This window comes from Halorubrum sp. Ib24, assembly GCF_002252745.1.
Classification (GTDB): domain Archaea; phylum Halobacteriota; class Halobacteria; order Halobacteriales; family Haloferacaceae; genus Halorubrum.
The window spans coordinates 1-13,640 of the sequence record NZ_NHOX01000008.1; the positions used below are offsets into that span (position 1 = coordinate 1).

11 protein-coding genes and 1 pseudogene are annotated in these 13,640 nt (G+C 70.0%); 3 read left to right on the forward strand and 9 right to left on the reverse strand.

The window, feature by feature from the left end; genetic code table 11:
- The coding region (locus DJ82_RS01340) for a DEAD/DEAH box helicase (protein ID WP_241881363.1) at positions 1-1,702 on the reverse strand (1,702 nt) is incomplete at its 3' end.
- A gap of 273 nt (positions 1,703-1,975) precedes the next feature.
- Here DJ82_RS01340 and DJ82_RS01345 point away from each other — a divergent pair.
- Positions 1,976-2,416, forward strand: coding sequence for a DUF5807 family protein (locus tag DJ82_RS01345; RefSeq protein ID WP_094524758.1), 441 nt, complete (start codon positions 1,976-1,978; stop codon positions 2,414-2,416).
- Between the two features lie 27 nt (positions 2,417-2,443).
- On the opposite strand, the gene DJ82_RS01350 is transcribed toward DJ82_RS01345, so the two are convergent.
- From DJ82_RS01350 to DJ82_RS01360, 3 genes are all read right to left on the reverse strand, one after another.
- Complete coding sequence (locus DJ82_RS01350) at positions 2,444-4,096, reverse strand: long-chain fatty acid--CoA ligase (protein WP_094580880.1); 1,653 nt, start codon at positions 4,094-4,096, stop codon at positions 2,444-2,446.
- Positions 4,097-4,549: 453 nt separating this feature from the next.
- Positions 4,550-5,833 (reverse strand): homoserine O-acetyltransferase, encoded by a 1,284-nt coding sequence (gene metX / locus DJ82_RS01355; protein ID WP_094580881.1) that lies wholly within the window; start codon positions 5,831-5,833, stop codon positions 4,550-4,552.
- A gap of 1 nt (position 5,834) precedes the next feature.
- Positions 5,835-7,127: an O-acetylhomoserine aminocarboxypropyltransferase/cysteine synthase family protein gene (locus tag DJ82_RS01360; RefSeq protein WP_094580882.1), complete on the reverse strand. Its 1,293-nt coding sequence runs from the start codon at positions 7,125-7,127 to the stop codon at positions 5,835-5,837.
- A 156-nt stretch (positions 7,128-7,283) separates the two neighbouring features.
- On the opposite strand from DJ82_RS01360, the pseudogene DJ82_RS01365 reads away from it, so the two are divergent.
- A pseudogene (locus tag DJ82_RS01365) lies at positions 7,284-8,706 on the forward strand (DHHA1 domain-containing protein).
- 39 nt (positions 8,707-8,745) lie between these two features.
- On the opposite strand, the gene DJ82_RS01370 reads toward DJ82_RS01365, so the two are convergent.
- The 5 genes from DJ82_RS01370 to DJ82_RS01390 all read right to left on the reverse strand — a co-directional run bounded on the left by DJ82_RS01370 (position 8,746) and on the right by DJ82_RS01390 (position 12,703).
- Entirely contained in the window at positions 8,746-9,045 is a 300-nt protein-coding gene (locus tag DJ82_RS01370; protein WP_094524753.1) for a hypothetical protein, read from the reverse strand.
- Positions 9,042-9,323, reverse strand: coding sequence for a winged helix-turn-helix domain-containing protein (locus DJ82_RS01375; protein ID WP_094524752.1), 282 nt, complete (start codon positions 9,321-9,323; stop codon positions 9,042-9,044). The genes DJ82_RS01370 and DJ82_RS01375 overlap by 4 nt, the downstream gene beginning before the upstream one ends.
- 89 nt (positions 9,324-9,412) lie before the next feature.
- Entirely contained in the window at positions 9,413-10,954 is a 1,542-nt protein-coding gene (locus DJ82_RS01380) for a molybdopterin-dependent oxidoreductase (RefSeq protein WP_094524751.1), read from the reverse strand.
- Positions 10,955-10,957: 3 nt separating this feature from the next.
- The gene (locus DJ82_RS01385) at positions 10,958-11,881 is read right to left on the reverse strand and encodes a spondin domain-containing protein (protein ID WP_094580883.1); all 924 of its coding nucleotides are present in this window, start codon (positions 11,879-11,881) and stop codon (positions 10,958-10,960) included.
- Between the two features lie 258 nt (positions 11,882-12,139).
- Positions 12,140-12,703, reverse strand: coding sequence for a HalX domain-containing protein (locus DJ82_RS01390; protein WP_094524749.1), 564 nt, complete (start codon positions 12,701-12,703; stop codon positions 12,140-12,142).
- Between the two features lie 149 nt (positions 12,704-12,852).
- On the opposite strand from DJ82_RS01390, the gene DJ82_RS01395 reads away from it, so the two are divergent.
- The gene (locus DJ82_RS01395) at positions 12,853-13,581 is read left to right on the forward strand and encodes an ATPase domain-containing protein (protein ID WP_094524748.1); all 729 of its coding nucleotides are present in this window, start codon (positions 12,853-12,855) and stop codon (positions 13,579-13,581) included.
- The last annotated feature ends 59 nt before the right edge of the window (positions 13,582-13,640 follow it).

The window sequence follows — 13,640 nt, forward strand, 5'->3', positions numbered from 1 at the left end:
CGGCCGTGTCACCCTCGGTCGCGTCGCCGTCGGCCGTGTCACCCTCGGTCGCGGTGCCTTCGTCACCCGCGACGCCCGCGTCGGCACCGGCGTCATCGGCGCCGTCGGACCCCCCGGCGAACGCGTCGAGGCCCGCTTGTCCGTCGTCGCCGACGGTCTCCTCGATGTCGTCGGTGGCCTCCTTCAGCTCGGCGAGCTGGCTGGCCATCTTCTTCTCGCGCCGCCGGGAGATCCAGAAGAACGCCTCGTCGCGGGTGTCCTCGGCCATCAGGACGACCACCTTCCCCTCGGCCTGTCTCCCCGTCCGCCCCTTGCGCTGGATCGAGCGGATCGCGGTCGGGACGGGCTCGTAGAAGCAGACCAGGTCGACCTCGGGGACGTCGAGCCCCTCCTCGGCGACCGACGTGGAGACGAGCACCTCGAACGCGCCGGCCTTGAACTCGTCGAGCGTCTCCTGCTGCTGTTTCTGGCTCATCCCGTCGGAGCCCTCCTTGTCGCCCTGGCCGACGAACTTCCGCACGTCGAAGCTCGCGGAGAGGAACTCCACGAGCGCCTCCGCGGTGTCGCGGGACTCCGTGAACAGGATCGCGCGCTCGCCCTCGTTGATGCCGAGCGTCTCCGCGAGCAGGATCCGCGCCTTCGAGAACTTCGGGTGGAGCCCGTCGAACGACTCCGTCTTCCGCATCGCCTCCCGCACCTTGGGGTCCGCGACCATCCGCTGGCTCGCCTTCGAGGCACCCGACGAGCGGGCGGCCTCGCGCTGACGCTCGAAGTAGCGTCGGACGGACTCGACCGACTGCGTCTCGACCAGCTCGGTCGCGCGCCGGAGCTTCATCACCTCGGCGTGGGTACTCATCCCCTTGTACCCGTCCGACTGGTCGTTGTCCATCATCTTCTTTAGCTTCCCGCGCATCGCGTTGAGGTCCTTCTGCGAGAGGTCGGGGTTCGTCGTGTTCGTCACCCCGAGCGACTTCAGCTTCTCCAGCCGGTCGGTGATCACCTCGTTGAGGGCGTCCCGGATCTCGAGGACCTCGTCCGGGAGCGTCACCTGCTCCCACTGGACGTCGGTGTCGTGGGTGTACTCGTCGACGTCGGCGTCGTCCTCGGTCATCACCTCCACGTTCGAGAGCCCGAGGTTCTCGCAGACCGTCTCGATCTCCTCGGTGTCGCCGCCGGGCGAGGCCGACATCCCGGTGACCAGCGGGTCGGCCGCGTCGGCGTGGTACCGCTCCGCGATGTAGACGTACGCGTAGTCTCCGGTCGCGCGGTGGCACTCGTCGAAGGTCAGATGGGTCACGTCGCGCAGCGAGATCCGGTTGCCGACGAGGTCGTTCTCGACGACCTGCGGGGTCGCGATCACGATTCGGGCGTCCGCCCAGAGCGCGGCGCGGTCGTCCGGCTTCACGTCCCCGGTGAAGACGACGATCTCGTCGTCCGGGATCGAGAGCGCCTCGCGGTAGAAGTCGGCGTGCTGCTGGACGAGGGGTTTGGTGGGGGCTAAGAAGAGGGCCTTCCCGCCGGCCTCGTGGAGCCGCTCGGCGGTGACGAGCAGGCTGACCGTGGTCTTGCCGAGGCCGGTCGGGAGGCAGACGAGGGTGTGTTCGTCGGCCGCGGACGCCGCCAGCTGGAGCTGGTAGCGGCGCTCTTGAAGGAAGTCGTCGACGAGCAGGGGTCTGTCGATGCCGGCGGCCTCGGTCGCCATCGGCGACGCTTCGCCGCCGTCGGCCTAAAGCCTTCGCGAAGCGGGGTGAAAGTTATCGCTCGACGGAGCGCTCCTCTCGGTGCTCCTCGGGTACGTCTTCGTCGACCAGCTCGGCCCACTCGGCGAGCCGGTCTCCTGATGGTGTTTGCGCGCTCATCAGAAGACGGATCTCAGTGGGGCGTCTTAACAGTTACCCCGATTCCACACGATCTGTCATCGGTCCGTTCGGTCGCGACTCGCACTCCTTTTACCGTTCACGCGCGTCCGGCCGGCATGAGCAAACTCGACGAGTTCCTCGCCGGCGAGCGGCTCGACGACGTCGTCTTCTACCTCAGCGACGCGTACCTCGACGACGACTCCCGGCTCCGGAACGTCGGCACCGGGACGGACGGCGGCGTGCGGCTGATCCTCGACGGCGAGACCGGCCGGTCGGCGTTCGAGGCCGGCACTGGGATGGGCGCGATGGAGTTCGCGAAGACGGCGATGGGCGCGGAGGGGACGATCGGTCGGTCGCTCGACGGCGGGGAGTGTCCCGTCGCCGAGGAGACCCCCGACGACGACCACGACGTGCGGTTCGTCTTCGCGTTCGCGGAGGCGCAGAACGAGGAGGTCGGCGGCCTCTACGCCGATGGCGACGTGGTCCACGCGTACGCCCACTGCACCTGCGGCGAGAGCTACTCGCACAAGTGGATCGTCGGCGACCGCGGCGAGTAACAGTCGAGAACGGCGCCGCGTCCGCGGCTACTCCTGCTCCGGCGCGTCCTCTTCCGGCACCGACCCCTCGACGAGCGACTGGTCGGCGTACTGCTCGCGCAGGTCCTTCTTGGAGAACTTCCCGGTGGCGGTCTTCGGGACCTCGTCGATGAACTCCACCGCGTCCGGGACCCACCACTTCGGGTACTCCTCGCGGAGCCCGGACTCGATCTCGTCGACCAGGGCCCCGCGGTCGACGTCGTCGACCGGGACGACGAACGCGACCGGGCGCTCCTGCCAGCGCTCGTGCGGGACGCCGATCACGGTCGCCTCGCTCACGCCGTCGTACGCCATGATCGCGTTCTCCAGCTCGACGCTGGAGATCCACTCGCCGCCCGACTTGATTACGTCCTTCGTGCGGTCGACGAGCTTGAGGTAGCCGTCCTCGTCGACGGTGACCACGTCGCCGGTCTTCAGCCAGCCGTCGACGAACTCCTCCTCGCTGGCCTCGGGCCGGGCGAAGTACTCCTTGGTGACCCACGGCCCGCGGATCCGGAGCTCGCCGAACGCCTCGCCGTCCCACGGGATCTCCTCGCCGTCCTCGTCGATCACCTCGAACTCCAGCCCGGGGACGACGAGCCCCTGCTTCGACCGCTTGTCGACCTGCGTCTCGTAGTCGGCGTCGCGCAGGTCGTCCGTGAGGTGAGAGACGGTGCCGATCGGGGACAGCTCGGTCATCCCCCACGCGTGGAGCACCTCGACGCCCCGGTCGTCGTACCACTCGATCAGCGCCCGGGGGGCGGCCGCGCCGCCGACGATCACGGTGTCGAGCGTCGAGAGGTCGACGTCGTTGCCCTCGGCGATGTACTCCCGGAGGCCGAGCCAGACGGTCGGGACCCCCGCGGAGATCGTCACGCCCTCCTCCTCGATCAGCGCCGCGAGGTCGGCCGGCGACGGCGACGGGCCGGGGTAGACGTGCTTCGCGCCCGCCGCGGTCGCGGTGAACGGCATCCCCCACGCGTTGACGTGGAACATGGGGACGACCGGCATCACGACGTCGGAGTCCTCCATCGGGATCCCCTGCGGCGTCTGCGAGGCCATCGTGTGGCTCCACAGCATCGACTGGGTGTACTCGACGCCCTTCGGCTTCCCCGTCGTCCCCGAGGTGTAACAGAGGCCGGCGGGCTGGTCGCCGTCGAGGACGGGCCAGTCGTACTCCGTCGACCGGTCCGCGATGAACTCCTCGTAGGCGGGCGCGTCGAGCGCGTCGATCCCCTCCGACCCCATCGCGACGAAGTCGACGTCGGCGAACTCCGCGGCGTCCTCGGCCGCGCCGGCGAGCTTCTCGGCGAGCGACGGGTCGACGAAGACGATCTCGTCGTCGGCGTCGTCGACGATGTACCGGATGTGTTCGTCGGGGAGCAGGGGGTTGATCGTGTGGAGCTGCGCGCCGGTGTTCGGGACGCCGAAGTACGTCTCGAAGTGGCGCGTGTGGTTCCAGCAGAACGTCGCGACCCTGTCGCCGCGCTCGATCCCGTGCTCGTCGAGCGCGTTCGCGAGCCGTGCGGTTCGGTCGGCGTACTCCGCGTACGTGTGCCGCGTCCGCCCCTCGTGCGTCCGAGAGACGATCTCGGTGTCTGGGTACAGTCGTTCGGCGCGCCACAGGAACGGTCGGAGCGTCTGCGCGTGTCCACCGGGCATACCTTACACACCATGGCGTCGAGAACTATGAACATTACCATGATTGATGGTGATGGATTGGCGGCGTGAGAGGCCCGCGCCGGGGCTCGGCCGCTCGCCTATAAATATCCGATCGCGGATCAGCGGTGAACGCCACCAGAGATCGGGCCGCTCGCTCACAAGCAGTCGCTGATGGAACGACGGTGAACACCGCCAAAGCCCCAGCCGCTCGGTTATAAGTGGTTGCTGGTGGCGGAGTGACGGTGAACACCGCCAAAGCCCCAGCCTGCGGCGGAGCCGCCGGCGACTGTCCCTTCGAGTCCCGCCCTGCCCCGCTGCGCACGGCACCTCGCACCTCCCCAGCCTTGCCGCGGCCGCCGGCGGCGGCCGCGGACTCCCTCGCACGCGCTCCTCGTGGCCTACCGGCCACTCGGAGGCGCGCGCCAACCGCACGGTGGTATTTAAAAGCGTCCGCTACCCCTGAAACAGGCTCGCGTGCACCGGCGCGTGGTCGGACTCGGGGCGCGCGGACTCGTCTCCCTCGCCGCCGTCGTCGGAGACGGCTCGGCCCTCGACCCCCTCCGCGAGGAAGTCGCTGAGCGGCGGGCCGACGTGCTCGGGCTCGACGAGGAACGCGTCGTGGCCGTGGTCGGAGTCGATCACGTGGTGGGCGACGGGGACGTCGCGGTCGCGGAAGGCGGTCGCGAGCGACGCGGACTGCTCGACGGTGAAGTGCCAGTCGGCGGTGAAGCTCATCAGCAGCGCCTCGCCCTCGAACGCCGCGAGCGCGTCGGCGTCGGTCCCGTGGCCGGCGGCGAGGTCGTACTCGTCCATGGCGCGCGTGAGGTAGAGGTAGCTGTTGGCGTCGAAGCGGTCGCTGAACCCCTCGGCCTGGTAGTCGAGGTACGACTCCACCTCCCGGTAGGGGAAGAAGGCCGCCGTCGGCTCCGGCGGCAGCCCGAGGTCGCCCTCCTCGCGGGTCAGCGAGTCGCGGCCCGCGGAGCGGCGACCGAACTTCCGCTCCATCGAGGACTTCGAGAGGTACATGATGTGACCGATCTGGCGGGCCAGCGCGAGCCCCTCGTCGGGCGAGCCGCCGCCCTCGCCGTAGTAGTCGCCGCCGTTCCAGTCGGAGTCCGCGCGGATCGCGCGCCGAGCGACCGCGTCGAGCGCGAGGCACTGGGCGTCGAGCCGCCCGGCGGTCGCGATGGGGACGATCCGGTCGACGTCGTCCGGGTAGCGCTTGGCCCACTCCAAGACGTTCATCCCGCCGACGCTGCCGCCGACGACGGCGCGCAGCCGCCCCACCCCGAGCTGGTCGAGCAGGCGGCGCTGGGCGCGCGCCCAGTCCTCGACCTGCACCGGCGGGAACGCGGTCCCCCACCGGTCGTGGTCGGGCTCGTCGGGGAGATCGAGGTCGGCGGGGCGCGCGCTCGCCGGGCCGGTCGTGCCGTAACAGGAGCCGGGGACGTTCGCGCAGACGACGAAGTACTCCGTCGTGTCGATCGCCTTCCCGGGCCCGACGATGTCGTCCCACCACGCGCGGGCCTGTCCCGCCTGACCGGCGTCCCGCTCGGGGGACGGGGAGCGCGCGACGTTCTGACTGCCGGTGAGCGCGTGACAGACCAACACGACGTTGTCGCCGTCGAACTCCCCGTGCGTCTCGTAGGCGACCTCCAGGTCGGGGACCGACTGACCGCACTCGAAGACGAACTCGCCGAGCGAGACGGTCCCGTCCTCCGATGGCGTCGCGCTCATCTCACTGCCCCCCGGTCGCTCGCTCGCCCGCCGCCAGCCCGCGGTCGAGGTCGGCGGTCACGTCGTCGGGGTCCTCGATCCCGACGGAGAGGCGGAGCATGTCGGGGAAGACGCCGGCGAGCCGCTGTTGAGTCTCGTCCATCTGCGCGTGCGTGGTGGAGGCGGGGTGGATGACGAGCGTCTTCGCGTCGCCGACGTTCGCGAGGAAGCTCGTCAGCTCGACCGACTCGCACAGCGCCTTGGCGGCCTCGAAGCCGCCGTCGACGCCGAAAGTGACCATCCCGCCGAAGCCGTCGAGGTACTCGGCGGCGTTGTCGTGGCTCGGGTGATCCTCGAAGCCGGGGTAAGTCACCCAGTCGACCCGGTCGTCGTCGCGGAGGAACTCGGCGACGGTCCGGGCGTTCTCGCAGTGGCGCTCCATCCGGAGCGGGAGCGTGTTGAGCCCCTGGATCGTCTGCCACGCGTCGAACGGGGACTGCTGGCCGCCGGTCGGGCGCACCCCGCGCTGGCGGGCGACGTTGCCGAAGGCGGCGTCGCCGAACTGCTCGACGAAGTCGACCGGGTAGGCCGGCGACTGCCCGTCCAGTTCGTCGTAGTCGGCGTCGGGGTGGTCCCACGGGAAGGAGCCGCCGTCGACGAGGACGCCGCCGACGGTGGTGCCGTTGCCGGTGATCCACTTCGTCGTCGACTCCCAGGTGATGTCGGCGCCGTGTTCGAACGGCCGACAGCAGTACGGCGTCGCGAACGTGTTGTCGACGACGAGCGGGACCGCGTTGTCGTGGGCGATCTCGGCGAGCCGCTCGAAGTCGGGGGTGACGAGCGAGGGGTTCGCGAGCGTCTCCACGTGGACGAACGCGGTGTCCTCGTCGATCACGGCCTCGTACGCCTCGTAGTCGAGCGTGTCGACGAGCCGGGCCTCGACCCCGCGGCGGTCCGCGATGCTGGTGAGGTACGCGGCCGTGCCGCCGTACATCTCGGAGCTGGCGACGACGTTGTCGCCCGCGCTCGCGAGCACGGTCGTTATCGCGTCGAAGGCGGCCATTCCCGAGGCGGTGGCGACCGCGTCCGTTCCGCCGGAGAGGTCGGCGATCCGGTCCTCGAGGACGCTCACGGTCGGGTTGGAGAGCCGGGAGTAGATGTGGCCCTCCGCCCGGAGCGCGTACAGCTCCGCCGCCGTGTCCGCGTCGTCGAAGACGAACGAGGTCGTCTGGTGTATCGGGGTCGCTCGCGACCCGGTCGCCGGGTCGGCCGTGGCGCCGGCGTGGAGACTCCGGGTGTTGAACCCACGCGTCATGTGTGTAGTGCATATATCTACAGAGGTCTATAACCGTCAGTTACGGCAAGTGATGCCTCGGTCTCCGCCGCCGCCGGAGTTCGGGGCGTCGCGCGGTTCGACCGCGCTCCGCACCGAAGCGTGAGTTTATCCCCGATCGCGAGCCAACGAGGGGTAATGGCAGTCGCCGACTCACCCGTGCCGGACCTCGCCCAGCGCGCGAGCGCCTGCGCCGACCGCCTCCGCGCCGCCGACCGGGTGCTGCTCGCGTCGCACATCGACGCCGACGGGCTGACGAGCGCCGGGGTCGCCTCGTCGGCGCTCGCGCGCGCCGGGATCGACCACGAGGTCGTCTTCGAGAAGCAGCTGGACGCCGAGTCCATCGCCGGCATCGCCGCCCGCGAGTTCGACGTGGTGCTGTTCACCGACTTCGGCTCCGGGCAGCTCGACGCGATCGCCGACCACGAGGCCCGCGGCGACTTCGTCCCCGTGATCGCCGACCACCACCAGCCGGCCGACCGCGACACGGAGTTCCACCTCAACCCCCTCTTAGAGGGGATCGACGGCGCGAGCGAGCTGTCGGGCGCGGGCGCAAGCTACGTGCTCGCGCGAGCGCTGGAGGGTCCCGACGGCGACAACCGCGACCTCGCCGCGCTCGCGGTCGTCGGCGCGGTCGGGGACATGCAGGACTCCGACGGCGGGCTCGCCGGCGCCAACGAGGCGATCGTCGCCGACGGCGTCGACGCCGGCGTCATCGAGACGCGCACCGACCTGGACCTGTACGGGAGGAAGACCGACCGCTGCCGCAGCTGCTGGAGTACGCCTTCGGACCGTGAAGGTCCCGGGTCATCGAACGACGGAGGCGGGGCGATCTCCTTCCTGCACCGACCTCGACGTCACGGTGAGACGCGACGGCGAGTGGCGCCGCTGGGTCGACCTCGACGGCGAGGAGCGGCGGACCCTCGCCTCGGCGCTGATGCGCCGCGCCGTCGCCTCCGGCGTCCCCGCCGACCGGATCGAGGCGCTCGTCGGCACCTCCTACACGCTCGTCGACGAGGAGCCCGGCACGGAGCTGCGGGACGTCAGCGAGTTCTCGACACTGCTCAACGCGACCGCCCGGTACGAGCGCGCCGACGTCGGTCTCGCGGTGTGTCTCGGCGACCGCGGCGACGCCCTCGCCGAGGCCCGGCGGCTCCTCCGGACCCACCGCCGGAACCTCTCCGAGGGGCTCCAGTGGGTGAAGACGGAGGGCGTCACCGAGGCGGAGCACCTCCAGTGGTTCGACGCCGGCTCGCGGATCCGCGAGACGATCGTCGGGATCGTCGCCGGGATGGCGATCGGCTCGCCGGCGGTCGACCGCTCGAAGCCCGTGATCGCGTTCGCGGAGGAGAGCGCCGAGGAGCTGAAGGTGTCCTCGCGTGGCTCCCACGACCTCGTGCGGCGGGGGCTCGACCTCTCCGCGGTGATGCGGGAGGCGAGTCGGGCCGTCGGCGGCGATGGCGGGGGTCACGACGTCGCCGCGGGCGCGACGATCCCGATCGACGAGCGCGACGCGTTCCTCGCAGAGGCGGACGGGCTGGTCGGCGACCAGCTCTCGTGAGGGGGTCGCGGCTCGCGGCCCGACCGCGACGGAGCCCGGTCACTTCAGCGTCACGTACGTCAGCAGCGACACCGCGAGCAGTTCGAGCACGCTCATCGCGAGCACGACTCGCCCCACGAGCGGGTCCATCGCGTACAGCGTCCGCATGCTGCTGAAAAAGAAGGCGACGGAGACCAGGTTCTCGACCAGCAGAACGGCGCTGAACCCGAGCAACCCCAGGAGTAGCGTGGAGCCGAACTCCCGGTAGTTGCGGAGCCAGACCGCGGCCAGCACCGCCAGCAGCGCGCTGTTGACGCCCGCGAGTAGGACGGCGATCCCGGTCGGCGTCGCGGGATTCATTCGGCGTCCACCTCAGACGTGATCTCCTCGAACGCGTCCGTGTGACGCTCGAAGCGGTCGGTCAGGAAGTAGAGCTTCCCGTAGTCGTGGTCGCTCGGCTCGACGACGTCGTGGTCTTCTAACATCTCTAGGTGGTGGGTGATCGTGTTGTAGTCGACGTCCAGTTCCTCCGCGAGTTCGTTCGCGTTCCGGGGGCGGGCGCGGAGTTCCCGGACGATCCGGACCCTGTTGGCGCCACCGCGGCTCGCGACGAACAGGTACCACAGGGCCTTCTCCATTTGGCGTACTGTTGTGTCGGGTGGGGTGTGAAAGTCGTTGCGACGCGGGCGGGTGCCCGGCGAGGCGATCGACGGACTGCGGCGGGCGGTCACCCGACCGTCCGGCGGACCCAGCCCGAGGCGCCGGTCGGCGACGGGTCCGACGGCTCTCGGATCTGGCGGTTCCCCTCGCCGTCGACCGCGCGGACGACGACCTCGCTCGTCCCGTCGGGGTCGAAGACGTGGCGCCACTGCCGCCAGACGTCGGCGTCGGGGAGCGGGTCGGAGAGGGCGGCGTCGGTCCACGAGTCGCCCCCGTCGGTCGAGACCTCGACGCGCTCGATCCCGCGGGTCCCGGCGTAGGCGTGGCCGGCCAGCTCGATCCGGCCGTCGTCGAGCTCCGTGATCCCCTCGTCCCAGAGCTTGGCGACCGTCTTCACCTCGCCGGTCCCCTCCCAACCGCGTTCCTCCCAGTAGCCGTCCTCCTCCACGTTCAACAGCTCGATCTCCGAGAGCCACTTCACGTTCGTCTCCCCCCAGTGGCCCGGGATCAGCACCCGGACCGGGTGGCCGTGGCCGGGCGGGAGCTCCTTCCCGTTCATCCCCCACGCGAGGAAGCCGTCGGCGAGCACGTCGACCGGGAACTGGACGTAGTAGCCGTCCTCGCCGCGCAGCATCGCGCAGTTGCAGTCGCCCTGCGGGTCGACGGACTCGAGCAGGGGACGGATCGGGGTCCCCGTCCAGACGGCGTTGTCCAGTTTGCGGCCGTTCAGGTCCTCGCCGACGCACCGGAGCGTCACCGCGCGGTGCTCGACGGGTCGGTCGGTCAGCTCGTCGAAGGCGACCGTCCGCTCGCCGCCGGTCTCGCCGGTGAACGTCAGCGACCACTCCGCCGCGGTGACCTCCGGGTCGAACTCCGCGATGTCGACGTTGTAGAACTCGCCGATGGGACTCACCATGCCGAGGAGACCGTCGCTCTCGACCGCCAGCGAGGCCGCGCCGACCTCGCGGAGCCGCTCGGTCGCGCCCTCCGACCGCGGGGCGTCGGCGAGCGTGTCGTCACCGTCCGCGTCCGGCAACCGCCGACCGATGACAGCCGTGACGACGAACCCGAACGTCGCCGCCACGACGCCGAGCGTCCGGCGACGCACCGCGTCGACGGCTTTCGTCGAGTCGACCGCGACCGAGGACCCGTCGCCGGAGGCCGGGTCGGGAGACGACGGTTCGGACGCGTCGGGCGGGAGACCGCCGATCGCGACGGCGACCGCCGCGGGGAGCGCAACGCCCAGCGCCTGGGTCGGACCGCCGGTCAGACCGGCGGCGAGCAGCCACGACGCCAGACCGGTCGCCGCGGCGCCGACCGGCGAACTCTCTGTGCGCGCCGAGAGTTGCAGGCCGGCGAACGCGACCGCGGCGAACAGCCCGATCACGGCGGCGAACGCCATGGCGATGTGGACCAGGTGGCCCGCGTCGCCGACGTTCTCGATCATGAAGGTCACGATCGGCCCGGGCGTCAGGTTGACGATGGCCTGATCGACGGGGCGGACGACGAACGCGGGCGACCAGCCCGTGACGAGGTACGAACCGGCGACCCCGGCGGTCCCCGCCGCCGTCGCGAGCAACGCGTCTCGCCGTTCGGTAACGTCGATCATAGTTTACGTCGGGGTTACAGTCACTTGAACCACGTCCTCGGCGGCCGGGTACTCGTGGCCGTCGTCGACGTCGCTCAGCCGCCGTACAGTCCCGCCCTCGTCGTCGCCCTGATCTGGCGCGTCCTGCGCGGGCGCTTGGTCGGGACCGGTGCCGGGTGGCTCCGCGTTCGGCTCCGTCCCAGCGTCGAACAGGGACACGGCGTCGGTGACGTCGCCGTCGACCGGGTCGCCCTCCTCGGGCCAGAGCGCGGCGCCGTCCTCGCCCGTCGAGACGAAGACGTCGTTCGACGGGACGAACATCGAGGCGAAGGAGAGCCGCTGGCCGGGCGCGACCGTCGCCTCGAACTCGAAGGCGCCGCCGGGCGCGATCGGCGGGGCCCCCGGGACCTCCCCCGTCGGATCGTTCGGGTCCGCGACCGTGTCCGCGGGGGTGTACGGCCCCGAGTCGTGGACGTCCGTCGACGCGCCGAGCTCGTCGACGAGCCCGTCTTCTCCCTCGAACCCCGTCGGCGGCCCGGCCTCGGCCAGCGCTTCGAGTCCGACGGACGCCGGCTCGCCGAGCTCGTATATCGGATTCCCGCCCTCGTGGACGGCGTACGCCCCCGGCGTGACCCAGACGGCGCCGTCGGTCGACGTGTCCGCGGGATAGAACTCCGCGGACGCGACGTTCTCGATCCGGACGCGGACCGTGGCGGATTCCGTCATCTCGTCGTCGCCGTCCATCTCATCGCCATCGTCCATTTCGTCGCCACCGTCCATCTCATCGCCCTCGTTCATGCCGTCGTCCGTTTCGTTCCCGTCCATCCCGTCGTCGCCGTCCGCGTCGGCGCCGTCGCTTCCGCCGTCGCCGAGGCAACCGGCGAGCCCCAGCGTTACCAGTCCACCGCTCGTCGTCAGGAACCGTCGCCGCGTGTCTCGGTCCGTCATGTTCCGGACGAGGGCGATGACGGGGATATAGATTTTTCAACTACCGGACAACTTTGGTGCAGAGTCGGTCCGGGATCCGTTCAAACTTCGGTCGGGATCCGGACGCCGTCATCGATATCCGGTCGGGGTCCGGACACCACGGCCGGAACTCGCGATGGGAGGGGTATCGTCGGAAGCGCGGAAGCGAGCGGGCAGAGAGGAACGAGAGCGCCGGAGCGAGCGGGCAGAGAGAACAGCGGGGGCGCGAGCGACGTCGGGTCAGGCCTCGCCGAGGTCTCGGAACATCGCGCGGTAGTCGTCGGAGGAGAGCGTCTCGCCGAGGTCGTCGATGTCGGTGTCGAGGTTCTCCAGCCGATCGACGAGATCGGCGTACGCCTCGTTGCCCTCGCGCTGGGCGGCGGGCTTCTGCGAGCTGAGGACCGCGCGCTTGCTCGCCAGCGCCGCCGCCTCCTGAACGAGGTCGTCGTACTCGCTGCGGGTGAGAAGGGTCTCGATCGCCGTCAACAGCTTCGAGCGGCTGACGGGCTTGGTGAGGTACAGATCGAACCCCATGTCGATGATGTCGAAGTCGGGCTCGACCGCGGTGACCATCGCGACTCGGCAGTCGTGGCCGGCCTCGCGGATGTGTTCGAGCACGTCGTCGCCGCTCCCGTCGGGGAGTCGACGGTCGAGGAGCACCACGTCGACGCTCGCGTCGACCCGGTCGATCGCCTCCGCGGCGGTCTCGGCGAGGTCGACGTCGTACTCCGCCTCGAGGAAGCCGGCGTACAGCGCGGCGATGTCGGGTTCGTCCTCGACGACGAGGACCGAAGGGTCGCTCACCGCCGATCACCGCCGGGGTCGACGGGAGACGCTTCACCGGGCATATACAAACGGGCGGCGTGTCGAGAAATAAAGCTGTCGGCGTCGGTTCGACCGATCGGCCGCGTCGGATCGTCTTTTATATACTCCCGTCGCCAATGGTGGGACGAATGTCAGAACTCGTCTCCACCGGGGTCGAGGGGCTCGACTCGATCCTCACCGGCGGCATCACGAAGCGGTCGACGGTGCTCGTCTCCGGGAACCCCGGGACCGGCAAGAGCATTTTCGGAATCCAGTACCTCTACCACGGCGTCACGGAACACGACGAGCGCGGCGTGTACGTCTCGTTCGAGGAGGACGAAGCGGACATCCGCGGCGCCGCGGAGTCGATCGGTCTCGACGGGTTCGGCGACGCCGTCGACGACGGCGACATCGTGATCTTAGACAAGCGGGAGATGCTGCGCGAGACCGACTTCTCGACGGCGGTCGACCGACTCCTCGACACGATCGAGGACGCCGACTTCGACCGGCTCGTGCTCGACTCGCTGTCGATGTTCCAGCTCTTCTTCGACGCCGAACAGGAGAAGCGGACGTATCTGTTGAAGTTCTCCGACATCCTGAAGGCGAACGGGCTGACCTCGCTGCTCATCAACGAGCAGGGCGCCGTGTTCCCGGACACGGAGGTCGGGCTGGAGAACTTCCTCACGGACGGGAACATCTACTTCATCCAGACGCCGACTGACTCGGGCGTCAACCGGTACGTCTGGGTGGCGAAGATGCGGAAGCAGGACATCGACACCGACATCTTCCCGATGGAGATCGGCGACGGCGGGATCACCGTCCACGAGCGGGCCGGCGGGTTCTCGATGATGGGGCGGTCCGACGAGCCGTCGTTCTGACGCGGACCGAGAGGGGAGACCGCGCGTCTCGGCGGCGCGGAAGGGGGAGGCGGTGCGGG